23 protein-coding genes are annotated in these 25,785 nt (G+C 77.5%); 17 read left to right on the top strand and 6 right to left on the bottom strand.

The features are described 5' to 3' along the window. The first annotated feature begins 274 nt into the window (after positions 1-274). From BUE37_RS20115 to BUE37_RS20055, 13 genes are all read left to right on the top strand, one after another. Positions 275-601, top strand: coding sequence for a TcmI family type II polyketide cyclase (locus tag BUE37_RS20115; protein ID WP_073422207.1), 327 nt, complete (start codon positions 275-277; stop codon positions 599-601). Beyond that, a complete protein-coding gene (gene accA, locus BUE37_RS20110; RefSeq protein ID WP_073422262.1) occupies positions 598-2,313 on the top strand; it encodes an acetyl-CoA carboxylase carboxyltransferase subunit alpha/beta in 1,716 nt (571 codons plus the stop codon). The genes BUE37_RS20115 and accA overlap by 4 nt, the downstream gene beginning before the upstream one ends. Next, the gene (accB, locus tag BUE37_RS20105) at positions 2,300-2,821 is read left to right on the top strand and encodes an acetyl-CoA carboxylase biotin carboxyl carrier protein (protein WP_245794791.1); all 522 of its coding nucleotides are present in this window, start codon (positions 2,300-2,302) and stop codon (positions 2,819-2,821) included. The genes accA and accB overlap by 14 nt, the downstream gene beginning before the upstream one ends. Continuing rightward, the gene (locus BUE37_RS20100) at positions 2,818-4,548 is read left to right on the top strand and encodes an acetyl-CoA carboxylase biotin carboxylase subunit (protein ID WP_073422205.1); all 1,731 of its coding nucleotides are present in this window, start codon (positions 2,818-2,820) and stop codon (positions 4,546-4,548) included. Before accB ends, BUE37_RS20100 begins: the two co-directional genes overlap by 4 nt. 9 nt (positions 4,549-4,557) lie before the next feature. Continuing rightward, positions 4,558-5,070, top strand: a complete 513-nt coding sequence (locus tag BUE37_RS20095) for an SRPBCC family protein (protein ID WP_073422204.1) — start codon at positions 4,558-4,560, stop codon at positions 5,068-5,070. Further along, positions 5,067-6,020, top strand: coding sequence for an ACP S-malonyltransferase (locus tag BUE37_RS20090; RefSeq protein ID WP_073422203.1), 954 nt, complete (start codon positions 5,067-5,069; stop codon positions 6,018-6,020). The genes BUE37_RS20095 and BUE37_RS20090 overlap by 4 nt, the downstream gene beginning before the upstream one ends. Positions 6,021-6,032: 12 nt before the next feature. Further along, positions 6,033-6,458 (top strand): cupin domain-containing protein, encoded by a 426-nt coding sequence (locus tag BUE37_RS20085; RefSeq protein WP_073422202.1) that lies wholly within the window; start codon positions 6,033-6,035, stop codon positions 6,456-6,458. Beyond that, positions 6,455-7,741 carry a beta-ketoacyl-[acyl-carrier-protein] synthase family protein gene (locus BUE37_RS20080; RefSeq protein ID WP_073422201.1) on the top strand — a complete coding sequence of 429 codons (1,287 nt, stop codon included), beginning with the start codon at positions 6,455-6,457 and terminating at the stop codon, positions 7,739-7,741. The genes BUE37_RS20085 and BUE37_RS20080 overlap by 4 nt, the downstream gene beginning before the upstream one ends. After that, positions 7,738-8,982 (top strand): beta-ketoacyl synthase N-terminal-like domain-containing protein, encoded by a 1,245-nt coding sequence (locus tag BUE37_RS20075; protein ID WP_073422200.1) that lies wholly within the window; start codon positions 7,738-7,740, stop codon positions 8,980-8,982. Before BUE37_RS20080 ends, BUE37_RS20075 begins: the two co-directional genes overlap by 4 nt. Continuing rightward, on the top strand, positions 8,979-11,492 hold the full coding sequence (locus BUE37_RS20070; RefSeq protein ID WP_073422199.1) for an FAD-dependent monooxygenase: 2,514 nt from the start codon (positions 8,979-8,981) through the stop codon (positions 11,490-11,492). The genes BUE37_RS20075 and BUE37_RS20070 overlap by 4 nt, the downstream gene beginning before the upstream one ends. An 85-nt stretch (positions 11,493-11,577) precedes the next feature. Beyond that, positions 11,578-14,262, top strand: a complete 2,685-nt coding sequence (locus BUE37_RS20065) for a hypothetical protein (protein ID WP_073422198.1) — start codon at positions 11,578-11,580, stop codon at positions 14,260-14,262. Continuing rightward, positions 14,252-15,076: an ABC transporter ATP-binding protein gene (locus BUE37_RS20060; RefSeq protein WP_073422197.1), complete on the top strand. Its 825-nt coding sequence runs from the start codon at positions 14,252-14,254 to the stop codon at positions 15,074-15,076. Before BUE37_RS20065 ends, BUE37_RS20060 begins: the two co-directional genes overlap by 11 nt. Beyond that, positions 15,076-15,822: an ABC transporter ATP-binding protein gene (locus tag BUE37_RS20055; protein WP_073422196.1), complete on the top strand. Its 747-nt coding sequence runs from the start codon at positions 15,076-15,078 to the stop codon at positions 15,820-15,822. The genes BUE37_RS20060 and BUE37_RS20055 overlap by 1 nt, the downstream gene beginning before the upstream one ends. Here BUE37_RS20055 and BUE37_RS20050 read toward each other — a convergent pair. Next, entirely contained in the window at positions 15,798-16,874 is a 1,077-nt protein-coding gene (locus tag BUE37_RS20050) for an alkene reductase (protein WP_073422195.1), read from the bottom strand. The genes BUE37_RS20055 and BUE37_RS20050 overlap by 25 nt on opposite strands. Positions 16,875-16,947: 73 nt before the next feature. On the opposite strand from BUE37_RS20050, the gene BUE37_RS24055 reads away from it, so the two are divergent. Together BUE37_RS24055 and BUE37_RS20040 are read left to right on the top strand one after the other, a co-directional pair. After that, on the top strand, positions 16,948-17,826 hold the full coding sequence (locus tag BUE37_RS24055) for an HTD2 family dehydratase (RefSeq protein WP_073422194.1): 879 nt from the start codon (positions 16,948-16,950) through the stop codon (positions 17,824-17,826). A gap of 172 nt (positions 17,827-17,998) precedes the next feature. Next, on the top strand, positions 17,999-19,525 hold the full coding sequence (locus BUE37_RS20040; RefSeq protein WP_073422193.1) for a DUF222 domain-containing protein: 1,527 nt from the start codon (positions 17,999-18,001) through the stop codon (positions 19,523-19,525). 126 nt (positions 19,526-19,651) lie between these two features. On the opposite strand, the gene BUE37_RS20035 is transcribed toward BUE37_RS20040, so the two are convergent. Both BUE37_RS20035 and BUE37_RS20030 read right to left on the bottom strand, forming a co-directional pair. Then, entirely contained in the window at positions 19,652-20,446 is a 795-nt protein-coding gene (locus BUE37_RS20035; protein WP_073422192.1) for a hypothetical protein, read from the bottom strand. An 82-nt stretch (positions 20,447-20,528) separates the two neighbouring features. Then, positions 20,529-21,404: an ABC transporter ATP-binding protein gene (locus BUE37_RS20030; protein WP_073422191.1), complete on the bottom strand. Its 876-nt coding sequence runs from the start codon at positions 21,402-21,404 to the stop codon at positions 20,529-20,531. A 182-nt stretch (positions 21,405-21,586) separates the two neighbouring features. On the opposite strand from BUE37_RS20030, the gene BUE37_RS20025 reads away from it, so the two are divergent. Further along, a complete protein-coding gene (locus BUE37_RS20025) occupies positions 21,587-22,732 on the top strand; it encodes a sensor histidine kinase (protein WP_073422190.1) in 1,146 nt (381 codons plus the stop codon). Continuing rightward, entirely contained in the window at positions 22,729-23,403 is a 675-nt protein-coding gene (locus BUE37_RS20020) for a response regulator transcription factor (protein ID WP_245794789.1), read from the top strand. Before BUE37_RS20025 ends, BUE37_RS20020 begins: the two co-directional genes overlap by 4 nt. A gap of 37 nt (positions 23,404-23,440) precedes the next feature. Here BUE37_RS20020 and BUE37_RS20015 read toward each other — a convergent pair whose 3' ends face one another. The 3 genes from BUE37_RS20015 to BUE37_RS20005 all read right to left on the bottom strand — a co-directional run bounded on the left by BUE37_RS20015 (position 23,441) and on the right by BUE37_RS20005 (position 25,636). Beyond that, on the bottom strand, positions 23,441-24,226 hold the full coding sequence (locus BUE37_RS20015) for a thioesterase family protein (protein WP_073422189.1): 786 nt from the start codon (positions 24,224-24,226) through the stop codon (positions 23,441-23,443). Further along, the gene (locus BUE37_RS20010) at positions 24,223-24,927 is read right to left on the bottom strand and encodes an SDR family oxidoreductase (protein WP_073422188.1); all 705 of its coding nucleotides are present in this window, start codon (positions 24,925-24,927) and stop codon (positions 24,223-24,225) included. The genes BUE37_RS20015 and BUE37_RS20010 overlap by 4 nt, the downstream gene beginning before the upstream one ends. Before the next feature lie 70 nt (positions 24,928-24,997). Beyond that, a complete protein-coding gene (locus BUE37_RS20005) occupies positions 24,998-25,636 on the bottom strand; it encodes a dihydrofolate reductase family protein (RefSeq protein ID WP_073422187.1) in 639 nt (212 codons plus the stop codon). Positions 25,637-25,785: the final 149 nt, after the last annotated feature.

Below are 25,785 nucleotides of genomic sequence, written 5' to 3'. Positions count from 1 at the left end.
GCCGGGCGGGGAGCGACCGGCGTTTCATACCCGGGTCGCGGTCCCGGCGGGCCGGAGGGCGGGTGCGGACCGCTCCCCCGGCGCTGGACCGGGAGGCGCGGGCGACCCCTCCTCCGAGCGCCCGCCCCGGTGACCGGCCCCCTCCACCGCGGGGCGGGCGCGCGAAACCCGACCCGTGGCCGGTGCCCGGGCCCGCCGCGCGGTCCTAGCGTCGCCCGGCATCCGCCCCCGGCCGACCCGTCCGCGGCCGGCCCGCAGCGACGCTGGAGTGCCCGTGCACCAGACGATGATCATCGCGAGGATGACCCCGGCCGACGCCGAGCGCGTCGCCGACGTCTTCGCCCGGTCCGACGCGACGTCGATGCCGCACGAGATCGGGGTGCGGCACCGCTCGCTGTTCACGTTCCACGAGCTCTACGTGCACCTCATCGAGTTCGACCGCCCGCCGGCCGAGGCGATGCGGGTGGCCCAGGGGCTGCCGGCCTTCCGGTCGGTCAGCGAGGAGCTGCGGCCCTACATCGCCGCCTACGACCCGGGCTGGCGCTCGCCGCAGGACGCGATGGCGCGGCGCTTCTACGAGTGGTCGGCGGACCGGCCGTGACCGCGACCACCCCGGCGCGCCGCCCGGACGCGGCCCCGCGCGCCGCGGACTGGGTGAGCTGCCCGGGCTGCGGCTGGCTGCTCTACCGCAAGCGGCTCGAGCGCAACCTGTCGGTCTGCCCCGAGTGCGACCACCACCTGCGGCTGGGCGCGCGGGCGCGGATCGAGCTGCTGGCCGACGCCGGGTCCTTCACCGAGCGGGCCTGCCCGCCGGGGCCGGCGGACCCGCTGGCGTTCAGCGACCTGCGTGACTACCCCGACCGGCTGGCGGAGGCCGCGGTCCGGTCCGGGGAGACCGAGGCCGTCGTCACCGGCACCGCGCGCATCGGCGGCACCGCGGTGGTGCTGGCCGCGATGGACTTCGGCTTCCTCGGCGGCAGCATGGGCGTGGAGGTGGGCCGGCGGGTCAGCGCCGCGGCCGACCTGGCGGTGGAGCAGCGGCTGCCGCTGGTCACCGTGTGCGCGAGCGGCGGCGCCCGCATGCAGGAGGGCGTCCTCTCGCTGTTCCAGATGGCGCGCGCCGGGCAGGCCTACGCCCGCCTGCGCGAGGCCGGGCTGCTGTCGGTGTGCGTCCTGACCGACCCCACGTACGGCGGGGTGTCGGCGTCGTTCGCCACGCTGGCCACCGTCCTGGTCGCCGAGCGCGGCGCGCACGTCGGGTTCGCCGGGCCCCGGGTGGTGCAGGAGACCATCCGCGCCGAGCTGCCCGGCGACTTCCAGACGGCGGAGTTCCTGCTGGCCCACGGGCTGGTCGACCGGGTGGAGGGCCGGGCCGAGCTGCGCCCGCTGCTGGGCCGGCTGCTGCGCCTGCACGCCCGGCCCGAGCCGGACGCGCCCGCCCCGGCCGCCGCCCCCGCGCCGGTCCTGCGCGAGGCCGACCCGTGGGACGTCGTCCAGCGGGCGCGGGTGGCCGAGCGGCCGACGACGCTGGACCACCTCGCCGGGTTCGACGACTTCGTCGAGCTGCACGGGGACCGCACGCACGCCGACGACGCGGCCGTCGTCGGGGGCGTCGCCTCCCTCGGCGGCCGCACCGTGGTGGTGATCGGCCACGAGAAGGGCCACACGGTGCGCGAGCGGGTGACCCGCAACTTCGGCATGCCGCACCCCGAGGGCTACCGCAAGGCCATGCGGCTCATGGCGCACGCCGAGGCCGCGGGCCTGCCGGTGGTCACCCTCGTCGACACCCCCGGCGCCCACCCGGGCCCGGAGGCCGAGGAGCGCGGCCAGTCGCACGCCATCGCCGAGACGATCATGCGCAGCAGCCGGCTGCGGGTGCCGGTGGTCGCCGTCCTCACCGGCGAGGGCGGCAGCGGCGGCGCGCTGGCGCTGTGCACCTCGGACTCGCTGCTGGTCAGCGAGAACGCCTACCTGTCGGTGATCAGCCCCGAGGGCTGCGCGGCGATCCTGTGGCGGACGGCGTCCGCCGCCCCGGCCGCCGCCCGCGCGATGCGGCTGGGCGCCGGTCACCTGCTGGCCAGCGGCATCGCCACCGCGGTGGTGCCCGAGCCGCCCGGCGGGGCGCACGCCGACCCCGCGGAGGCCACCCGGCTGGTCCGCGAGGCGCTGGCCGCCGAGCTCGACCAGCTGTGCCGGCTCGACGTCGGCACGCTGCTGGCCCGGCGCGCCGCGCGGCTGTCGCGGATCGGCGGCGAGGACGCCCGGCCGCTGCGCGTGGTCGCCCCGGGGGGTGACGGACGTGCGGCCCGCTGAGCTGCCGCCGCGGGCCGACGGCGGGGCGGGCGAGTCCCGCCCGCTGCACGAGGAGGTCGTCGACCTCGCCCGCGCGCTGCCCGGACCGCTGCGCCGGCTGACCGTGCGCAGCGGCGACCGGGCGGTGGAGGTCGAGTGGGCCGGCACGCCGGCGCCCGCCGCGGCCCCCGCCCCGGCGCCGCAGCCCGGCGGGCTGACCGCCGTCGCCCCCGCGCCGGCCGACCCCGGGCCGGAGCCGGAGGTGCCGGAGGGCACGGTCGCCGTCCGCGCGCCGCTGGTGGGCACCTTCTACGCCGCCCCCTCCCCCGGCGCCGAGCCGTTCGTGCGGGTCGGCGACGAGGTGGAGGCCGGCCAGACGCTCGGGATCGTCGAGGCGATGAAGCTGATGAACCCGATCCTCGCCGACGCCGCCGGGGTGGTCGCCGAGATCCGCGCCGGGGACGCGGAGTCGGTCGAGTACGACCAGGTCCTGCTGCTGCTGCGGCCGCCGTCCGGGGGCGCCCGGTGATCGGCCGGCTGCTCATCGCCAACCGGGGCGAGATCGCCGTCCGGGTCGCCCGCGCCTGCCGGGAGCTCGGCATCGAGGTGGTCGCCGTCCACTCCACCGCCGACCGGCGCTCGGCCGTCGTCGAGATGGCCGACGAGGCCGTGCACATCGGCCCGCCCGCCCCGCGGGCGAGCTACCTGCACGTGCCCAACGTCGTGGAGGCGGCGCTGCGCAGCGGCGCCGACGCCGTCCACCCCGGGTACGGGTTCCTCTCCGAGGACCCCGACTTCGCCGAGATCTGCGAGACCGAGGGGCTGACCTTCGTCGGCCCGCCGCCGGAGGTCATGCAGCAGGTGGGCAACAAGGCGACGGCGCGGCGGCTCATGGCCGCGGCGGGGCTGCCGCTGCTGCCCGGCGTCGTCGACCCGGTGCGCACCGCCGAGGAGGGGCAGGCCGTCGCCGACGAGATCGGCTACCCGGTGATCATCAAGGCCGCGGCCGGCGGCGGCGGGCGCGGCATGACCGTGGTGCGCGACCCGGCCGACTTCGCCGAGGCCTTCGCCACCACCCGGACCGTCGCGCGGGCGGTGTTCCGCGACCCCACCGTCTACGTCGAGCGCTACCTCTCCGGCGCCCGGCACGTCGAGGTGCAGGTGCTGTGCGACCAGCACGGCGCGGGCGTGTACCTCGGCGAGCGGGACTGCTCCCTGCAGCGCCGCCACCAGAAGCTGCTCGAGGAGGGCCCGGCCGGGCACCTGACGCCGGAGCAGCGGGCCGCGCTCGGCGAGATGGCGGTCCGCGGCGCGCTGTCGGTCGGCTACACCGGGGCCGGCACCGTGGAGTTCCTCGTCGACGACGCCGGGCGCGCGTACTTCATGGAGATGAACGCCCGCATCCAGGTCGAGCACCCGGTGACCGAGCTGCTCACCGGCGTCGACCTGGTGCGCGAGCAGCTGCTGGTGGCCGGCGGGGAGCCGCTGCGGTTGCGACAGGAGGACGTCGTCGTGCGCGGCGCCGCGGTGGAGTGCCGGATCAACGCCGAGGACCCGGCCCGCGGCTTCGCCCCCGCACCCGGCCGGCTCGACGTGCTGCGCGTGCCCGACGGCCCCTGGACCCGCTTCGACACCGGCTACCGGCAGGGCGACGAGGTCAGCCCGCACTACGACTCGCTGCTCGGCAAGCTCGTCGTCTGGGCGCCCGACCGCGAGCAGGCGCTGCGCCGGATGGACCGCGCGCTGGCCGAGCTGCGCGTCGAGGGCCCGGGCGTGCACACCACCACCGCCCTGCACCGCGCCCTGCTGCGCGACCCCGACGTGCGCGCCGACCGGCACGACGTCCAGTTCCTCGACCGCCGGCTGCCCGACCTGCTGGTCCGGGCCGCCGCGATCGCCGCGTGCCCCGAACCGTCGCTGCCCGCCCTGCGCGGGCCCCTGCACCTCGTCCCGGACGGCGAGCCCGCCGTGCCGGCCGATCCGCACCCCCGTCCCGAGGAGGACACCGTCATGCCCTTCAGCCAGTCCGACCTCATGCAGCTGCTCACCGAGAAGGCGGGCCTGCCGCAGGAGGCGCACAGCACCGACCCCGACGCCCGCTTCGCCGACGTCGGCCTGGACTCCCTGGCGTTCCTGTCCATGCAGACCGAGCTGCACGACCGCTTCGGCACGACGATGCCCGACGACGACCCGGAGGCGTACACCTTCGGCGAGATCGTCGAGACCGTCCGCGCGGCCGCCTCCCAGCCGGCGTAGGCGCCCGCGATGACCACCACCGACAACCGGCAGACCCTCACCGTCGGGCACACCGACAACGAGATCGTCATCGACGCCGGCATCGACCACGTCTGGGCCATGACCAACGACCTCGCGTCGTGGCCGGACCTGTTCACCGAGTACCGCTCGGTGGAGATCCTGGAGTCCACCGACACCTGGTTCCGGTTCCGGCTGACGATGCACCCCGACGAGTCGGGGCGGACGTGGAGCTGGGTGTCCGAGCGGACCCTCGACCCGGCCGCGCGCGAGGTGCGCGCCCGCCGCGTGGAGCCGGGCCCGTTCGAGCACATGGACATCCACTGGACCTACACGCCCGAGGGCGACGGCACCCGGATGCGCTGGGTGCAGGACTTCCGGATGCGGCCGGAGGCGCCGGTCGACACCGAGGGCATGACCCGCCGGATCGACGCCAACAGCAAGGTCCAGATGTCGGTCATCAAGCAGAAGGTGGAGGCGGCCGCCGCCACCTCGAGCGGCACCGCGCGCGGGGCCGAGGGGTGACCGCGGCGCGGGGTCCGGCCGTCGTCCTCCCCGGCGAGGACGGCTCCCGGCCCGGGATGGTCGACCCGTGGCTGGCCGACCCGGTGGCCGCGGCCACCGTGGCCGGGGTCGACGCCGTCGTCGGCCGCGACGTCGCCGCCTGGTGGCGGGACCCCGCGACCGCACCGGACCCCGTCGCGGCCCACCTCGAGGTGGTCGTGGCCGGGGTCGCCGGCTTCCGCAGCCTCACCGCCCGGGGCCTCGAGCCCGTCGCGGTGGCCGGTCACGGCGTCGGCGAGTTCGCCGCGCTCGCCGCCGCCGGCGCCCTGCCGCTGGAGCAGGTGGTGGAGCTGGTGCACTGGCGCGCCGAGCTCCTCTCGCTGGCCCCGCGGCCCTCCTGTGCCGGGCAGGCCGCGGTCCTCGGCCCGGGTGCCGCGGCGATCGCGGCGGCCGCCGTCGCGGTCGCCGGGGCCGGCGGGCCGCTGTGCATCGCCGCCCTCGACGCGCCGGAGCGGGCGGTGCTCGCCGGCGGGCGGGCCGAGCTCGCGCACGCCGGCGAGCTGGTCCGCGCGGCGGGGCTGGAGCTGGTGCGGATGCCCGGCCGGGCGCCGTGCCACGGGGCGCTGGTCCGCCCGGTGGCCGACCACCTCGCCGCCGCGCTCGCCGACCTCGACTGGTCGGCTCCCGCCCTGCCCGTCGTCCCCAACGCCGACCCCGTGCCCACCCGCGACCCGGACCGGCTGGCCGCGGCCCTGCGCCGCCACCTCACCGCGCCGGTGCTGTGGGAGGCCACCGCGCACGCGCTCGCCCGCACGGGCGCGACGGCGCTGCTCGAGATCGGCGCCGAGCCGCTGGTCGGCCCGTGGGCGGCCCAGACCGTCCCGGGGCTGCCCGTCCGTCTGGTGAGCGGGCCCCTCCCGCCCGCCCCCGCCGCCGTGCCCGGTCCCGCGCTCGCGGGCTCCGTGACCTGACCGAGGAGAACCATGACGACCATCCAGCACGCGCCGGCCACGCCGACGCGGTGCGGCCCCACCGTCTCCCGCGCCGACACTCCGCCCAACCGCCGGCGCGGCGGGGACATCCGCGTGCTGCTGTCCCCGGCCAGCGTCGGCTCCACCGCCGGCTTCATGGGGACGCTGACCCTGCAGCCCGGCGAGGTGGTGACCGAGCACTGGCACCCCTACTCGGAGGAGTTCCTCTACTGCCAGGCGGGTGACGTCCTGGTCACCCTCGACGGCGAGCCGCGGCGGCTGGTCGCGGAGTCGGCGGTGCACATCCCGATCGGGGTGCGGCACCGGATCGAGAACGACTCCGCGACGACGGCCGAGTTCGTCTTCCTCTGCGGCCCGCTCGCGCCGAGGCCCGAGCTCGGCCACGTGGACACCGAGCTGCCGCCGGGCGTGCGGTGAGCACCGGCCGGCGGCGGGTCGTCGTCACCGGGATCGGGGTGGTCGCCCCCGGGTCGATGGGCCGCGAGGGCTTCTGGGACATGATCACCGCGGGCCGGACGGCGACCCGCCGCATCACCTTCTTCGACCCGGCGCGCTTCCGCTCGCAGGTGGCCGCGGAGGTCGACTTCGACGGGCGCAGGCTGGGGCTCACCGCCCAGGAGGTGTTCCGCACCGACCGCTTCGTGCAGATGGCGATGGTCGCCGCCGACGAGGCGGTGGCCGACAGCGGGCTGGCGTTCGGTGCCGACGGCGGGCCCGACCCCGACCGGGTCGGCGTGACGCTGGGCAGCGCCGTCGGGGCGACGATGCGGCTGGAGCAGGAGTACGTGTCGGTCAGCGACACCGGCCGGCTGTGGGAGGTCGACCCCCGCTACGCCTCCCGGTTCCTCGCCTCCGCGCTGGTGCCGAGCTGCGGCGCGACGGAGCTCGCGGTGCGCTTCGGCGCGCACGGGCCCGCGACCGTGGTGTCCACCGGCTGCACGTCGGGCATCGACGCCGTCGGCTACGGCGCGCAGCTGGTGGAGGACGGCGACGCCGACGTCGTGATCGCCGGGGCCAGCGACGCCCCGATCTCGCCGATCTCGATGGCCTGCTTCGACACCATCCGGGCCACCACCGACAGCAACGACGACCCCGAGCACGCGTCCAAGCCGTTCGACGCGCGGCGCAACGGGTTCGTCATGGGCGAGGGCGCGGCGGTGCTGGTGCTCGAGGAGCTCGGCCGCGCCCGCGCGCGCGGCGCGGAGGTGTACTGCGAGGTCACCGGCTACGCCAACCGCTGCAACGCCTTCCACATGACCGGCCTCAAGCCCGACGGTACCGAGATGGCCGAGGCGATCACCGTCGCGCTCGGCCAGGGCCGCACCGACCCCGACGAGGTCGGCTACGTCAACGCGCACGGCTCGGGCACCAAGCAGAACGACCGGCACGAGACGGCGGCGGTGAAGAAGAGCCTCGGCCCGGCCGCCGGACGGGTGGCGATGAGCTCGATCAAGTCGATGGTCGGGCACTCGCTCGGCGCGATCGGGGCGATCGAGGTGGCCGCCACGGCGCTCGCGGTGCAGCGCGGCGTGCTGCCGCCGACGGCGAACTACGAGGTGCCCGACCCCGAGTGCGACCTCGACTACGTGCCGCGGACGGCCCGCGAGCAGAAGGTCGACGTCGCCATCTCGGTGGGCAGCGGGTTCGGCGGGTTCCAGTCGGCGATCGTGCTGGCCGCACCCACGCGGAGGGAGTCGTGACGGGGCTGCTGGTCACCGGGATCGGCGTCGTCGCCCCCACCGGGGTCGGCGTCGAGGAGCACTGGGCGTCGCTGGTCCGCGGGGAGCCGGCGATCCGGCCGGTCGAGGGCTTCGACTCCGGGCGCTACGGCGTCCCGCTGGCCGGGCAGGTGCGCGACTTCGTCCCGGCCGACCACGTGTCGCCGCAGCTCATGGTGCAGACCGACCGGTGGACGTGGATGTCCCTGGCCGCCGCCACGCTGGCCGCCGAGGACGCCGGCTACACCGCGCCGGAGGACGTCTACGCGACGTCGGTGTTCCTGGCCTCGGGCTCGGGCGGCAACGAGTTCAGCCAGCACGAGATCCAGGGGCTGTGGGCGAAGGGGCCGCGGTCGGTGGGCGCCTACCAGTCGATCGCCTGGTTCTACGCGGCCTCGACCGGACAGGTGTCCATCCGCGACGGGTTCAAGGGGCCCTCCGGCGTCGTCGTCAGCGAGGGCGCCGGAGGGCTGGACAGCATCGGCTGGGCCCGGCGGGTGGCCCGCCGCGGCACGCCCGCGGTGCTGGTCGGCGGCACCGAGGCGGGGCTGTGCCCGTACGCGGTGCTCTGCCAGGCCACCGGCGGGCGCCTGTCGTCGGCGCAGCGCCCCGAGGACGCCTACCTGCCCTTCGACCGGCGGGCCGACGGGCACGTCGTCGGCGAGGGCGGGGCGATCCTGCTGCTGGAGGAGCCCGGGGCGGCCGCCGCCCGCGGGGCGACGAAGGTGTGGGGCGAGGTGGCCGGCTACGCGGCCACGCACGACGCCCACCACCACGAGGACCCGGCTCCCGACGCCGTCCAGTACGCGCGGGCGATCCGGCTGTCGCTGGCCGACGCCGGCGTCTCGCCGGACGAGGTGGACCTGGTCATGGCCGACGGTGCCGGCGTGCCGGAGCTCGACCGGCTCGAGCTCGAGGCGCTCGGCGCGGTGTTCGGCGGGCGCACGACCCCGGTGCCGGTGACCGCGCCGTCGTCGTTCACCGGGCGGCTGATGGCCGGCGGGTCGGCGCTCGACGTCGCGACGGCGCTGCTCGCGATGCGGGACGGGATCGTGCCCGGCACCGCCTTCCTCACAGACCCGGTCGAGGCGCCGGCCGGGGTCGACCTGGTCACCGCCGGGCGCGTGCGGGACCTGTCCACCGTCGTCGTCCTCGCGCGGGGCGCCGGCGGCTTCAACAGCAGCCTGGTGCTGCGCCGACCCGCGGGAGGACCCACGTCATGACGACCCTGGAGGAGCGGCCGGCCACCACGCACGACGGCGCGGTGCGCACCCTGCTGCGGATGCGCGTGCGGGAGGGCTGCGAGCAGGCGTTCGAGGAGGCGTGGCGGGAGGCGGCGGCGCAGATCGCGACCGTGCCGGGCAACGTGCGGCAGGAGCTGCTGCGCGACGCCGCCGACCCGCGCACGTTCCTCGTCGCCGCCGACTGGGCCGACCGGGCGGCGGTGGACGGCTTCGGCCGGTCGGAGGCCCGGGAGACGCTCACCGCCGCACTGCGCGACCTGCGCGAGGACGCCGACCGCAGCACGTTCGAGGTGCTCTACGGGATCACCGGCGGCGAGCAGGCCTCGCACGTGCGGGTGGACATCAGCACGAAGGTGGCGCCCGGCGAGGAGGAGGCGTTCGAGCGGGCCTACGCCATCGTCACCGACCGGCTGCGCGGGACGAAGGGCCTGATCCGCGAGGAGCTGCTCCGCGAGCCCGACTCCGACCTCTACCACATCTTCGCCGAGTGGGAGTCCGACGAGGACTTCCGCAACTGGGTGGAGGACCCCTCCCACGCCGACCAGAGCGGGCCGCTGATCCGCTGGCTGTCGGTGTTCTTCCAGCGCAAGCTCTACGAGATCCGGTTCCGCCCGCAGGAGGCCGGCGTGCGCGGGATCCGGGCCGCCGCCGCGCCCCCGGTCCCGGCTCCCGCTCCCGCCCCGGCGGTGCCCGCGGCCCCGGCGGCGGCTCCGGCTCCGGTGGAGGCCCCGGCCGAGGTGCCCGCCCCGCGGGCGGCGGTGTCCGAGCCGGTCACCGCGCCGATCGACCTCGGCTCGCTGCCCTCCCCCGTGCCGGCGCCCCCGGCCGCCCGCACCCGCGCGGCGTCGGAGGTGCTGGTCGTCGGCGCCGGCCCGGCCGGGCTGACCGCCGGCATCGAGCTGGCCCGCCGCGGCGTCGCCGTCCGCGTCGTCGACAAGCGGCCGGAGGCCTCCACCCAGGCGGACAAGGCGATCGGCATCCACTGCCGGACGATGGAGATCTGGGAGGACCAGGGCGTCGTCACCGAGGCGATGGACGCCGGCAGCTGGCTCTACGGCCAGACGGTGTTCGTCAACGGGAAGCGGACCCACCAGGTGGACTGGTCGGGGCTGGAGGAGCTGCCCTACGCCCACCTCGGCCTCCCCCAGTACGAGACCGAGCGCATCCTCACCGGCCGGCTGCGCTCGCTCGGCGTCGAGGTCGAGCGCGGGGTCGAGCTCACCGGCTTCACCCAGGACGACGAGGGCGTCACCGCGACGCTCACCCACTCCTCCGGCGACGTCGAGGCGGCGCGCGCGGCGTACCTGGTCGGGGCCGACGGCGCGTCGAGCGCGGTGCGCGCCCAGCTCGGGCTGCGCTTCGAGGGCGGGCTGTCGATGTTCCCGCAGCTGTTCATGCTCGGCGACGTCGACGTCGACTGGGAGATGCCGCCCGGGCACCTGGTGCGCTGGGTGCGCATCGAGGACGACGGCGACTTCACCGGGATGCTGGTCTGCGTCCCGCTGCGCGGCCGCAACCGCTACCGGGTGGCCACGCTGGCGCCCAAGCGGCTCCAGGACACGATCGGCACCGGCGTCGTCCCGCCCGGGTTCTGGAAGGAGTACGACCCGCCGGGGCTGGCCGACATCCAGGCCGCGATCGACGACCTCGGTCCGGCCGGGACGACGGCGAGCAACCTGCGCTGGTCGTCGATCTTCCGGATCAAGCACGGCATCGTCGACCGGTACCGCGAGGGCCGGGTGTTCGTGGCCGGCGACGCCGCGCACCTGCACCCGCCGGCCGGCGGGCAGGGCATGAACACCGGCATCCAGGACGCGTGGAACCTGTCGTGGAAGCTGGCGCTGGCCGTCCGCGGGGAGGCCTCGCCCGGCCTGCTCGACAGCTACGACGCCGAGCGGCGCCCCGCGGGCAAGGCGATCGTCGACCGCGCCGTGGCCATCGCGTTCACCGACGAGATGGACATGGAGGACGAGAAGGCGCAGTTCCTGCTCGAGATGCAGATGACCATGAACTACGCCGGCAGCCCGCTGGTGGGCGAGGACGCCGGCCGGCCGGGCGCGCGCGACGGGTTCGACGGCGGTCCGGAGCCGGGGCACCGGGCGCCGGACGTGACCGGGCTGCGCCGGTTCGGCGTCGCGCACGACCTGCGGGTCTTCGACCTCACCCGCGGGACGCACGCCACGCTGCTGCTCTCGGCCGACGGCACCGCCGACACCGGCGCGCTGGAGGAGCTGGCCGCGGCGGTCCGGCGCGACACCCGGGGGCAGGTGCGGCCCTACCTGGTGCTGGCGCCGGGCACCGCCGTCCCGCCGCTGGTGGAGCTGCCGGTGCTCAGCGACCCGGACGGCCGCTTCCGGGCGGCCTACGGGATCACCGGCGCGGGGACGGCGGCCTACGTCGTCCGGCCCGACGGGCACGTCGGGTTCCGCGCCCGGCCGGTGCGCGAGGACACGCTGCGGGAGCACCTGGCCGGCGTCTACGCGCTCTGATCCCACCGTCCCCGCCCGTTCCTCCCGGCACGCCGTGGCGCGTCGGGAGGAACGCGGGTGTGGCGTCCGCCACTACGGTCCGCCCATGACGACGGCCCGGCGCCTGCTGCGGCGGCTCCGGGTGGCGCTCGTCCCCGGCGGCGGCCAGGCGCTGGCGCTGGCCGCGCTCGCCGCGCTGCTGGCCGCGGCGCTGGTGTCGGCACCGCTGTTCCTCGCCGCCGCGGAGGAGGGCGCCTGGCTCGGGGAGCGCGGCCGCACCGACGAGGCGGACCTCGGCGCCGTCCTGGACACGACCACCGTGCCCACCAGCGGCGCGCCGTCCCCCGCCCGGATCGGCCGGGCCGGCGAGCTCGACGAGGGCGTGACCGCCGCGGTCGCCGCCGCCGGGCTGCCCGACCCGCGGCTGCAGGTCCGGCTGCGCGAGCCGCTGCTCGCCGAGGGCCCGGGCGGCCTCACCGGCCTCGAGCTGCTCGCGCGCACCGGGTGGGAGGAGCAGGTCGACTTCGTGGCGGGCGGCCCGGGCGACGGCGTCGCCGTCCCGCGGCGGCTCGCGGAGGCCACCGGCCTCGCGCCCGGCGGGGTGCTCGAGGCGACGTCGGCGCAGGGGCTGCCGGTGTCGCTGCCGGTGACCGGCGTCTACGCCGAGCCGGTCGCGCCGCTGCCCGCCTACTGGGCGGAGCAGGCGTCGCTGTTCGTGCCGCGGATCCGGAAGGTCACCGGGCTGCCGATCCCCCGCCCCCCGGTGCTGCTCGCGCCGCGGGAGGTCGTCCTCGGCACCGCGACGGAGCTGCAGGTCGACCTCTTCCTCCAGTGGCGGGTGGCCGTGCCCGACGGCATCGGCACCGACGGCGCCCGCGACGTCCTCGCCCGCGTCGACGGCCTCCGCGACGCGCTCGCCGACCCCGCCTCCCCGGTCGGGCGGCTCACCGCGCAGGAGGACGTCGCCCGGCCCACGCCGCGCAGCGGGCTCGGGGACGCGCTGGTCGCCGTCGACGACACCGTGGCGCTGCTGCGCTCCCCGGTCCGGGCGGTCGGCGCGGGCGCGGGGCTGACCGCGCTGGTGCTGGTCGGCGCGTGGGCCGGGCACCGGGTGCGGCGACGGGAGGACGAGCTGCGCCTGCTGCTGGCCCGCGGCGGCTCCCCCGTGCGGGCGGCCGGGCAGGCGGTGCGGGAGGCGCTGCTGCCGGTGCTCGCCGGGACGGCGGCGGGCGCGGCGGCGGGGTGGCTGCTCGTGCGGCAGTTCGGGCCGGCGCCGCGGTTCCCCGCGGGGACGCTGCCGCCGGCGGCTGCGGTCCTCGCCGCCGGCGCCCTGGCCGGTCTCGCCGTCCTCGCGCTCACCACCGCGCTGCTCGTCGCCCGACTCGACCGCGGCGGCCGCCCCGCCCCCGCGCGGCTGCCCTGGCTGGCGGTCACCGCCGCGGTCACCGCCGTCGTGGCGGTGCCGGCGGTGGCGGGTGCCGACACCGGGGCCGCCGGCGACGACGGCGGGGGCGGACTCGGCGTCCTGCCGCTGCTGCTGCCGCTGCCGGTGGCCGCGGTCGTGGCGGGGCTGCTGACCGCCGGGCTGTCCCGGGTCGGCCGGGGCGCCGGGCGGCGGCTGCCCGCCCCGGCCTTCCTGGCGGTGCGCCGGGTGGCGGCCGCGAGCGGCACCAGCCGGCTGGTCGTGGTGACGACGGCGGTGTCGCTCGGCCTGGTCGTGCACGCCACCACGCTGGCCGGGTCGGCCGAGCGCACGATGGACGCGAAGGCGGCGGTCGCGGCGGGCGCGGAGACCGTCGTCCCGCTGCTGCGGCGCACCGACGAGCCCGGACCCGTTCCCGCGGGAACGGCCCTGGTGTCCACCGAGGCCGGCGTGACGCTCTCCCCCGGCGACCTCGACGCCGACCTGCTGGCCCTCGACCCCGCCGAGGTGGCGGGCGTCCTGCGGTGGGACGACGGCCTCGCCGACCGGCCCGTGCGCGACGTGCTCGACGCCCTCGCCGGCTACCGCGGCGACCGGGTGCCGGTGCTGCTCGCCGGCCCGCTGCCCGACGACGCGCTCGGCGCCCCCGGCACCGACCTGGTGCTCACCCGGGTGCGGTCCTACACCCTGCCGCTGGAGGTGGTCGGGCGGGTGGCCGCGTTCCCGGGGCAGCCGTCGCGGACGCCGCTGGTGGTCGCCGACCGGGGCGCGGTGGAGGCCGTGCTCGCGGCGAGCGGGCGCGACCCGGTGCAGCTGCTCGACCGGCAGGTGTGGGCCGGCACCCCGCCCGGGGTGCTGCTGCCCGAGCTGGAGGCCGGCGGGCACGCCTTCGACCGCGAGACCGTGACGACGGCCGGCGCCTTTCCGGCCCGGCCCGCGGCGCGGGCGCAGCTGTGGTCGCTGGAGTACCTGCGCGCCGTGGGGCTCGCCGCCGGGGCGCTGGGCCTGCTCGGCGTGGTGCTGCACGCCCTGGCCCAGCAGCGGCGGCGCCGGGTGGCCGCGGTGATGCTGGCGCGGGCCGGGCTGCGGCGGCGGTCCGCGGACCTCGCGGTGGCGCTGGAGACCGGCCTGCTCGCCGGGCTCGGCGCCGCGGTGGCGGTCGCGGTGGCGCTGCCGGCGTCGGCCCTGGTGGTGCGGCTGCTCGACCCCGACCCGGGCGTGCTGCCCGGGCCCGTGCTGGCGGTGCCGGCGGGCACGCTCGCCGTGGTGGCGGCGGGGGTGGCGGCGGTCGCCGGGGTGTCCGCGGTGCTGGCCGCGCGCGCCCGCCGGACCGCCGACGCCGGGCTGGTGGTGCGCGGTGCGCCGTGACGCGCCGGCCGCCCGGTGCGAGGGGCTGGTCCGGATCTACCCGTCGCCGAGCGGGGAGGTGCACGCGCTCAAGGGCGTCGACGTCGTCGTGCCCGCCGGGCGGCTGACGGCGGTGACCGGACCGTCGGGGTCGGGCAAGAGCTCGCTGCTGCGGATCCTCGCCGCGCAGGACCGGCCGACGGCGGGCGTGGCGGAGGTGGCCGGCACGTCGCTGACCGGCCTGTCCGCGCGGCGGCTGCGGGCGCTGCGCCGCCGGGAGATCGGCTACGTCTTCCCGCGGCCCGGGCAGAACCTGCTGCCGCACCTCACCGGCACCGAGCACCTGGTCCTGGCCGGGCGGCTGCGCGGGATGGGCCGCCGCGAGGCGGCGCGGCAGGGCGCCGAGCTGCTCGACGTGCTGGGCCTGGCCGACCGCGCGGGGCACCTGCCGGCGGAGCTGTCCGGCGGGGAGCAGCAGCGGCTGGCGCTGGCCCAGGCGGTGCTCGGCCGGCCGGCGCTGGTGGTCGCCGACGAGCCGACCAGCGAGCTGGACTCCGCGACGACCGGGCAGCTGCTCGCCGCGGTCGCCGAGCTCACCCGCGACGGCACGAGCGTCGTCATGGCCACCCACGACCCGCAGGCCGCCGCTGCCGCCGACCGGGTGGTGCACCTGCGGTCGGGGGCGGTGGCGCACGAGGAGGTCGCCGGGCGCCGGCTCGCGGTGGTCGACGGCGAGGGCCGGGTGCAGCTGCCCGAGGAGGCCATGGCGCGGTTCCCGGGCCGGCGGGTCGCCGTCGAGCTCACCGCCGACGGCGTGCTGCTGCGGGAGCCGTGATGGCCGGCGTGCACGCGGCGGGCGTTCCCGCTGCCGGCGGACCCGCGGCGGGCGGCGCCGCGCTCCGCGGCACCGGCCTGTACCGGACCCACCGGCGCGGCCGCGAGGAGGTGCACGCGCTGCGCGGCGTCGACGTCGCCGTCGCCCCCGGCGAGGTCGTGGCGCTGCTGGGCCGCTCCGGGTCGGGCAAGACGACGCTGCTGCACTGCCTGGTCGGCTGGGAGCGCCCCGACCGGGGCGAGGTCACCGTGCCGGGCGCCCGCTCCCCCGGCGAGGCCGACTGGAGCACCCTCGCCGTCGTCCCGCAGCGCCTGGGCCTGCTCGACGAGCTGACCCTCGCCGACAACGTGGCGATGCCCGCCCGGCTCGCGGGCGCCCCCGACCCGCGGGCCGCCGCGCTCGCCGGGCTGGAGCAGCTGGGGCTCGGCGCCCTGGCCGACCGGCTGCCCGACGAGGTCTCCCTCGGCGAGCAGCAGCGCACCGCGCTGGCGCGGGCGCTGGTGCTCCGGCCGGCCTTCCTCGTCGCCGACGAGCCGACCGGCCGGCTGGACCAGGAGCTGTCGGTGCACGTGCTCGGCGTGCTGCGGGCGTGCGCCGACACGGGCACCGGGGTGCTCGTCGCCAGCCACGACCCCCTGGTCGTCGCGGCGGCCGACCGGGTGGTGCGGCTGTCGGACGGCCGGGTGGTCGGGGCCGGCGACGGTGGCGACGCGGCGGGAGGTCAGCCGGCGCGCAGCGCCGGGTAGTCGGTGTAGCCCTCGGCGCCGGACGCGTAGAACAGGTGCGACCGGATCTCGTTCTCCGGGTGCTCGCCGGCCCAGCGCTCGACCAGGTCGGGGTTGGCGATCGCCGCCCGGCCGACCGCGACGACGTCGGCGTGCGCGGCCTCGATGAGCGCCAGCGCCTCCTCGCGGGTGGTCACGCTGCCGAAGCCGCTGTTGGCCATGAGGTGCCCGCCGAAGCGGCGGCGCAGCTCCTGCACCAGGTCGCCGGCCGGCTCGCGGTGCAGCACGGAGAGGTAGGCCAGGCCCAGCGGGCGCAGCTGGTCGAGCAGCGCGCCGTAGGTGGCGAGGACGTCGTCGCGGTCGGGCTCGAGGGCGTCCTGGATGTCGTGCTCGGGCGAGATGCGCAGCCCGACGCGCCCGGCGCCGATCGCCTCGGCGACCGCGGTGACCACCTCGACCACGAGCCGGGCGCGGTTCTCCGGGGAGCCGCCGTACACGTCGTCGCGGACGTTGGAGGCCGGCGAGAGGAACTCGTGCAGCAGGTAGCCGTTGGCGCCGTGGATCTCGACGCCGTCGAGGCCGGCCTCGCGGGCCCGCTCGGCGGCGCGCGTGAAGTCGCGGACGACGTCGCGGACCTCGTCCGTGGTGAGCGCGTGCGGCACCGGGTAGGCCTGCTTGCCCTTCTCGGTGTGGCCCTCGCCCTGGATGGCGATCGCGCTCGGGGCGACGACGCGGCGGCCGCCGTTGACGTCGGGGTGGGTGACCCGGCCGCCGTGCATCACCTGCATGACGATCCGGCCGCCGCGGGCGTGTACGGCGTCGGCGACGCGGCGCCAGCCGGCGACCTGCTCGTCGGTGACGATGCCGGGCTGGCCGACGAACGCCTGCGACTCGTGGACGGGATAGGTGCCCTCGGTGACGATCAGGCCGATGGAGGCGCGCTGCGCGTAGTGCTCGACGACGAGGTCGCCGGGGACGCCGGAGCTGCCGGAGCGCATGCGGGTCAGGGGCGCCATGGCCACGCGGTTGGCGAGCTCGAGGTCGCCGAGGGTCACGGGGGAGAACAGGTCCACGGGAGGTTCCGACACCGCGCGGGGCCGGGATCTTCCGGAGTGCGGGCGGTGTCACACCCGGCACGATGGACCGGTGAGCCCGCTCGCCGCCGCCGTCGAGGGCTGGTCACCCGGCCCGATCACCGACACCGCCGTCGTCGCGCCCGGGCCCGCGGCGGCCTTCGCGGCGCTGCTCGACCGCCCCGCCGACGCCCCCGCGGAGGGCGACCCGCTGCCGCTGGGCTGGCACTGGTTCACCTTCGTCGAGCGGCCGGCCACCGCCGACCTCGGCGAGGACGGCCACCCGCGCGAGGGGCACTTCCTCCCGCCGCTCCCGCACCGGCGCCGGATGATCGCCGGGGGCCGGTTCGAGGCCGTCGCCCCGCTGGTCGTGGGCTCGACGGTGGAGCGGACGTCGTCGCTGGCCCGCTGCGAGGTCAAGGCCGGGCGCAGCGGCGAGATGCTGCTGGTCACGGTGCGCAGCGAGTTCCGCTCGGCGGGGCGGCTGCTGCTCACCGAGGAGCAGGACGTCGTCTACCGCTCCCAGCCGGGCGGGTCCTCACCGGCGCCGGCGGGTGCCGGGGTGCCGGGCGTGGACGGCGGCGCCTCGGTGGACCTGGTCCCCGACGAGGCGCTGCTGTTCCGCTTCAGCGCGCTCACCTACAACGCGCACCGCATCCACTACGACGCGCCGTACGCCACCGGCGTCGAGGGTCATCCCGGGCTGGTCGTGCACGGCCCGCTGCTGGCGCTGCTGCTCCTGGAGGTCCCGCGCCGCGCCATGTCGGAGGGGTCCGCCCCGGACCGGTCCGTCACGTCCTCCACCCACCGGCTGATCCGCCCGGTGTACGCGGGCACGCCCGTCCGGGCGACCGGCCGGGCCGACGGGGAGCGGTGGTCGCTGTCGGCAGGCGCGGTCGGCGGGCCGGCGTCGATCACCGGCACCGCCACGCTCGGACCGCTCCCCTCCTGACGCCGGGGGCTCTGCGCATCCCACCAAGGGCCCAGCGCGTTTCCGCGGGAACGCCTGTCCGCAGCACAGTCCCACCCGGAGGCGTTCCCGCGGGAACGCCCTCAGGCCGCTGAGCTGCGGTTCTGTCGGCAGCTCCGCCTAACGTCCCGAACACACGTTCGAGGAGGACGCCGTGACCGAGGACCCTGCCGCCGCCGAGACGGAACTGCCGCTCGACGAGCTCGCGGAGCGCATCACCGGCGCCGCCGTCCGGCTGGCCGCCGCCACGGCGGAGTGGCTGCTGCTCATCGCCCAGTTCGACCGGCGCGAGGGCTGGGCGGGCCACGGTCTCCGGTCGTGCGCGCACTGGCTGGCCTGGCAGTGCGGGCTGTCCCCAGGCACCGCACGCGAGCAGGTCCGGGTCGCCCGTGCCCTCACCACGCTGCCCGGGATCCGCGGCGCCTTCACCGCCGGCCGGCTGTCCTACTCCAAGGTCCGCGCCATGACCCGCGTCGCGGCCCCCGAGACCGAGGCGGCCCTGCTCGACCTCGCGCGCGAGGCCACCGCCGCGCAGGTGGAGCGGGTGGTCCGGGGGTGGCGCCGCTCCGACGCGGTCGACGCCAGCACCGTCCGCGAGAAGCGGCGCTTCGAGTACTGGTGGGACGACGACGGGATGCTCGTCGTGCGCATGCGCCTCGACCCCGAGCAGGGTGCGGCGTTCCTCACCGGGATCGACTCGCTGGCCGAGCGCGACGCGCGCCGCGACCGGGCCGCCGCCAAGCGAGCGGCCGCCGCAGCGGCGGCCACCACCGCGGAGGACGTCACCACCCCGGACGGCACCACCCCGGACAGCGGCAGCCCGGACGGCGGCAGCCCGGACGGCGGGACCTCCGGCAGCGCGGGGAGCCGGACCCACGACGAGCCGCTCGACGAGGTCGCGCTGGCGCGGGAGCGGACGGCCGAGCGCCGCTGCGCCGCCGTGGCCCGACTGGGCGCCGCCGCATCGGAGGCCGACCGCCGGGCCGGCGACCCGCCACGACGCGAGGTGGTCGTGCACGTCGACGCCGCCGTCCTCGCCGACGACGCCGCAGCGGGTCGCGCCTACCTGGAGAACGGGCCGGCCCTGCACGGCAGCCAGGTCCGCCGGATGCTCTGCGAGGCCACCGTCGTCACGATGCTCGAGCGGGACCGGGAACCGCTGGCCGTCGGCCGGGCGCGGCGTCTGGCCACCCGGGCCCAGCGCCGGGCGCTCGTGCGGCGCGACGGCGGGTGCATCCGGCCGGGCTGCCCCGAGACCCGCCCCGAGCGGCTGCACGCCCACCACCTGCGGCCCTGGTCCGCCGGCGGGAGCACCGACATCGACAACATGGCGCTCCTCTGCGACGCCGACCACGGCCTCGCGCACGACCTCGACCTGCGGATGAGCCGGCGCGGCGGCGAGCTGGTCGCCGTCACACCGGACGGCCGCCGGGTGTGGGCCCGTGGCGACACCGCCTTCACCGCGGGCGTCGAGGCGGGCGTCGAGCTCCTCGATGCCGCGGCCCCGGACGCCGAGCGCGGGAGCGTCCTGCGGCTGCTGCCCGGTGGGGACCGGCAGCTGCCCGGGACGCTCGCGGTCGGCGGGGAGCGGATGGACCTGGGCTACGTCGTCGGGGTGCTGCTCGGCAACCGCGACCTGGAGCGCCGGCTCGCAGCCGAACGCGGCGGACGGGCGGCCTGACCCGCCCGGCGTTCCCGCGGGAACGCCCGCCCGCACATCGCGCCGGAGCCCGCGGGGAGCCGGACGAGGACGCGTCCAGGGTGGCCGGAGCAGCGGCTCCGGCCACCCTGGACGGGACGTCGTCGGTCAGGCCACCGCGCGGCGGCGGGTGACGACCGCCCCGGCGGCCAGGCTGACTCCCAGCCAGCCGGCGAGGACCAGCAGGGACTGCGTCGGGGTTCCGCCCTGCGCGAGGGTGAGCACGGCCTCGGCCGGGTCGAGCCTCGAGCCGACCTCCGGCTTGAAGGTGCGCACCAGCGGCAGCACGCCGAGGACGACCAGGTAGAAGGACGTCAGCGCGGCCGGGGTGTTGGCCAGCGCCGCGCCGAACCCGGTGCCGACCAGCGCGAACACCGCGCCCGCGGCGACGACCACCCCGAGCGCGCGCCCGGTGCCGTCCCAGGACACGTCGCCGGCGAGCAGCGCCAGAGCGCCGGTGACGAGCGCCGCGGACACCGCCGCCAGCACCGCACCGAGCAGCCCGACGGCCGCCGCCTTGGCCGCCAGCACCCGGCCCCGGCGAGGGACGAGCAGGTAGGTCGTCTGCACGGTCCGGTGGCTCCACTCCCCCGCGGTGGACAGCACGCCGAGGGCGACCAGCACCAGGCCGGTGAGCATCCCCATCACGCCGATCGGGCCGGTCACCGACCCCAGTTCCTCGGTGCTGGCGGACGCGATCAGCGCGGTCGCGGCCGGCGCGAGGAGGGTGGCCGCCGCGGCCAGCGACCGGCCCGATCGGGTGGACAGCGACTTGCGGATCTCGACGCCGACCAGCGTGGCGACCGACGGCGCCCCGGAGCGGACGGGCGGACGGGCGCCGGGAGGGGACGCGGCGGGAGGAGCGCCCCGGGCGGGGAGGTCGGCGGGCAGGACGGTGGCCATGACGGTCTCCAGAGGAGGAAGTGGGACGGGCGGGAGGGGTCGGGATCGGCGCGGGAGGAGTCGGGACGGGCGGGAGGAGGGCTCAGGTCGCGGCGGTGAGCTGGAAGAACAGGTCCTCGATGCCGCGGCGGACGGGGCGCAGGTCGGTGAGCACGAGGCCGGCCGCCGCGGCGACCGCGCCGACCTGGCCCGGCTCGGCGCCCGGCGCCACGAGGGCGCCGTCGGACCCGTGTTGCACGTGGAACCCGGCCGTCTCGAGCGCCCGGGCCAGCGCCGCGGGATCGGTGGCGCGCACCGCGGCGCCGTCGCCGCCGAGCAGGTCGCCCACCGGGCCGTCGGCCACCACCCGCCCGGCGCCGATGACGAGCAGCCGGTCGACGGTCGACTCCACCTCGCCGAGCAGGTGCGAGGACAGCAGCACCGTGCCGCCGCGGGCCGCGTGGCCGCGCAGCAGGTCGCGCATCCAGCGGATGCCCTCGGGGTCCAGGCCGTTGGCCGGCTCGTCGAAGACCAGCACCGGCGGGTCGGCCAGCAGCGCCCCGGCGATGCCCAGCCGCTGCCGCATGCCGAGCGAGTAGCCGCCGATGCGCCGGCCGGCCGCCGCGGTGAGCCCGACCATACCGAGCACCTCCTCCACCCGTGCCGCCGGCACGCCGACGACCGAGGCGAGCAGCCGCAGGTGCGTCCGGCCGGTGCGCCCGGGGTGGACGGCGGAGGCGTCGAGCAGGGTGCCGACGACGGCGCCCGGGTTCGGCAAGCCGGGGTAGGCCCGTCCGTCGAAGGAGGCGCTGCCCGCGGTCGCCGGCACGAGGCCGGTCATCATCCGCATCGTCGTCGTCTTGCCCGCGCCGTTGGGCCCGAGGAAGCCGGTCACCGTGCCGGGCTCGAGGGTGAAGGACACGTCGTCGACGACGGTCCGGGCGCCGTACTGCTTGGTCAGTCCGCTGACCTCGATCATCGCTGCCTCCGGGCTCTCGCTGCGGTCACCGGAGAACCTGCCGCCCGGGGGCGGGCCCCCGCGTCGGCCGGAGGCAGCCGATCCGGGTCGACGGACGGCGTCGCCGTGTCGTCCGGAAGTGGACACGGGACCGCGCCGGACGGACGACCCGCGGACGCCGCCGGCCGACCTACGCTCCGCCCATGGGGTCCCGGCAGCGCGTGTGGCCGGGCCTGCGCGCGTGCAGCATCGGCTTCGAGGCGTTCGTCGCGCTGCTGGGCGCGGGCACGGTGACGGTCGGCGTCGTCACCCCGGAGGCGCGGCTGACCGCGGACGCCGTCCTGCTCGTCGGCGGCCTGCTGCTGGTCGCCACCCTGTTCCTGTTCCGCCGGTCGGCGCCCGTGGTGCCCTTCGTCGTCAGCGCGGTCCTCGGGGTGCTGGTCCCGGCGCTGGTGGTCGGCATGCTGCTCACCGCCTACGCGGTCGGCCGCTACGAGGGCCGCTGGCCGGTGCGCGCGGCAGCCGGCGTCCTCGGGACGGTCGCGCTCGTGCAGCCCTGGGCGATCGGGACGCCGGACGAGGCGGTGGGCGCCCTCGGCGGGGTGGCCATCGCCCTCGTGCTGCCCGCGGCGCTCGGCATCTGGCAGCGCACCCGCGCCCAGTTGCTTGCCGCGCTGCGCGAGAGGGCCGCGCGCGCCGAGGCCGAGCGGGAGCGGCTGGCGTCGGCCGCGGTGCTGGCCGAGCGCACCCGCATCGCCCGCGAGATGCACGACGCCGTCGGGCACCGGGTGAGCCTGATGGTGCTGCAGGCCGGCGCGATCGAGGTGGCCGCCGCCGATCCGGACCGGGTGGAGCAGCTGGCCGGGCAGGTGCAGACGGCGGGGCGGCAGGCACTCGAGGAGCTGCGGCAGATGGTCGGGGTGCTGCGCGCCGGGGAGGTCGACGAGGCCGCCCCGCTCGGGCCGCAGCCCGGCCTGCCCGAGCTGCCGCGCCTGGTGGCCTCCGCGCGGGAGGCCGGCATGGACGTGGGCTGGACCGGCCCCGCGGAGGGGACCGCCCCGGTCGACCCCGTCGTCGGCCGGGCGGCGTACCGCATCGTGCAGGAGTCGCTCACCAACGCCGGGCGGCACGCCCCCGACGCGCCGGTGCAGGTCACCGTCGAGCGCCGTCCCGACGAGCTGCACGTGCGGGTGGTCAACGGCCCGCCCGCCCGCGCGGCGGAGCCGGTGCCCGGCGGCGGCTTCGGCCTGATCGGGCTCGGCGAGCGGGTGCGCACCCTCGGCGGGCGGCTCCGCGCCGAGCCGCGCCTCGACGGCGGCTTCTGCGTCGAGGCGGAGCTGCCCGCGTGACCGGGGACGGGCGCCGCATCCGGGTGCTGCTGGTCGACGACGAGGAACTGGTGCGCTTCGGCCTGCGCACGGTCCTCGAGGCCGCCGGGGACATGGACGTCGTCGGGGAGGCCGGCGACGGCGCCGCCGGGGTGGCCGCGGCGCGCGAGCTGCGGCCCGACGTCGTGCTCACCGACGTCCGCATGCCCGGCATGGACGGGCTGGCCGCCACCCGCGCGATCCTCGCCCTGCCCGACCCGCCGCAGGTCGCCGTCCTGACCACCTTCCACGTCGACGAGTACGTCTACGCGGCGCTGGCCGCCGGGGCGGCGGGATTCCTGCTCAAGGACACCCCGCCGCGGCAGATCGCGGCCGCCGTCCGGGCGGTGGCCGACGGGACGGCGACCCTCTCCCCCGCCGTCACGGCCGGGCTGATCGCCTCCTACGTCGGCAGCCGGGCCACCCCGCGGCGGGCGGAGGCGCTGCAGCGGGTGGCCGCCCTCTCCGACCGCGAGCGCGAGGTGCTCGTCCTGCTCGGCAGCGGCGGCTCCAACGCCGAGCTCGCGGGCCGGCTGTTCGTCAGCGAGGCCACCGTGAAGACCTACGTCTCCCGGCTGCTCACCAAGCTCGACCTGGCCAACCGGACGCAGGCGGCGATCCTGGCCCACGAGGCCGGCCTGCTCGAGGGCTGAGCCCCGCTCGGCGCGAGCCCGCTCACCGCGGGTCCGGTCAGCGCACGAGCAGCCGCCGGGTCTGGCGGGCACGGGCCACCAGCGCGCCGTCCTCCGTGCGCAGCTCCGCCTCGTCGACGGCGACGGCGTCGTCGGCCCAGGTGGTCACCTGGTCGACCAGCACCCACGCGCCCGTCGCCGGCGGCGGGCCGGCCAGGTGCGCGGTGAGCTCCACGGTCGGCATCGCCGCGGGGGCCGTGCGGACGGCGAACAGCGACGGAGGCAGCGCGTCGAGCAGGACGCCGAGCTGCACCAGCGGCGGGAGGTCGCCGTCGATGCGCACCCACGCGGTCAGCCGCGGCTCGTCCCCGCCGGCGAGCGGGCGCGACGTCCCCAGGGCGCGGATCGCCGTGTGGTCGGCGATCGGCACCAGGTCCCGCGGCAGCGCGAACGGCACCCCCTCGGCCACGGGCGGGACCGGCACGGACGGCCCCGGGACCGGCGGCCGGGCGACCGTGAGCACCTGGGCGACGGCGGCGAGCCGGCCCGCCTGGTGCAGCGTGGCGCGCACGCTCCCGGTCGTGCCGGCCCGGTCGAGCACCGCCCCCACGACCGCCGGCACACCCGGCTCGACGCCGGCCAGCAGGTGGGCGGAGACGGTCCGCGGCGCGGCGCCGGTGGCGTCGGCCGCCGCGGCCAGCAGGTGCCCGGTCACGAGCCCGCCCTGGACGTGCGTGAACGACCGCCAGCTCGGATCGACCACCAGCGCCGGCGCGACGACGTCACCAGCGACGACGTCCTGAGCGCCCGACCCCACGACGCCCGACCCCACGACGGCGGTCACGACGCCACCGCCGGCAGCGCGGGGTACAGCGCCGCGACGCCGCCGGCCAGGCCGGCCTGCACCCGGCGGCTGACGTCGTCGGCCAGGACCTCGTACGCGCCGGCCGCGACGCCGTCGAGCGCGGCACGGACGACGTCGGCCGGGGCGGACTTGGGGGCGTCGATGCCGGCGGTCATGTCGGTGTCCACGTAGCCGACGTGCAGCGCCGTCACGCGGATCCCGCGGGGCGCGAGCTGCTGGCGCAGCGCGTTGGTCATCGCCCACGCCGCCGACTTCGACGCGCAGTAGGCGCCGGTTCCCGGGAAGGCCAGCCAGGACAGCGCGGAGAGCACGTTGAGCACCCCGCCGCCGGCCGGCAGTTGCGGCAGGAAGGCCCGGGTGACGGCGAGCGGGCCCAGGTAGTTGACGTCGAGCTCGCGCTGCACGTCGGCGAGGTCGCCGGTGAGCAGGTCGACCCGGGAGTCGATGCCGGCGTTGTTCACCAGCAGCGTCACGTCGCCGGTGGCCGCGGCCGCCGCCGCGACCGACGCCGGGTCGGTCACGTCCAGGGCCACCGCCTTCGCGCCGGGCAGGTCGACGGCGTCGGGGTCGCGCGCCCCGGCGTACACGGTGGCGCCGCGGGCGAGCAGCTCGAGGGCGAACGCCCGGCCGAGCCCCCGGTTGGCGCCGGTGACGAGGGCGGTGGTGGCGGCGAGGTCCACGGTTCCTCCTGAGGCGTCGGTTGGACCGTCCAACCGAAGCCTCAGGACCGTACACCAGTCAGTAGGAGGATCAAACCGACGTGGCGTCCTCGTACTCGAGCCCGAAGGCGCCCGTGGCCACCTCGCCGTCCCGCCGGTGCGCGGACATGACCGCCCCGGTGGTCGTGACCTCGGAGGAGACCGTCCGCCACGTCCGCGGTGCCGCGCCGCCCTCGAACAGCCGCTTGCCCCGCCCGAGGACCACGGGGAACACGACGGTGCGCAGCTCGTCGACGAGGTCCTCGGCCAGCAGGGTCTGCACCAGCCCGATCGAGCCGTGCACCTGCAGCTCCCCGCCGTCGGCGGCCTTGAGCGCGCGGACGGCGGCCGGCACGTCGCCGTCGAGCATCCGGGCGGTGGACCACTCCAGCGAGGTCAGCGTCCGCGACGCCACGTGCTTGGTCTTGGTCTGCAGCGCCGTGGCGACCGCGTCGCCGGTGGGGTCCACGTGCGGCCAGTGCTGGGCGAAGATCTCGTACGTCCCGCGGCCGAGCAGGAAGTCCTCGGCGGGCGCGAACCAGGCGTCCATCTGCGCACCGAGGCGCTCATCGAAGAAGGGCACCAGCCACCCGCCGTACGGGAAGCCGCCGGAGGTGTCCTCCTCCGGGCCGCCCGGCGCCTGGGCGACGCCGTCGAGGGTCAGGAACGTGGTGACGGTGAGCGCGCGCATCGGGTCCTCCTGGGGAGCGGGGCTGTCGGAGGGACAGACGTCGGCGGGCGCCGCGACTCATCGGTCCGGGTGAGGTCCGGGCGAGTCCCAGGGCCTGCGCTCCAGTTGCGCGCAACCGGTGCCGATGGGGGGACGTCACCCTCACGGAC

It is taken from the genome of Geodermatophilus nigrescens (assembly GCF_900129495.1).
Classification (GTDB): Bacteria; Actinomycetota; Actinomycetes; order Mycobacteriales; family Geodermatophilaceae; genus Geodermatophilus; species Geodermatophilus nigrescens.
This window is presented reverse-complemented; position numbering and strand designations above follow the sequence as displayed.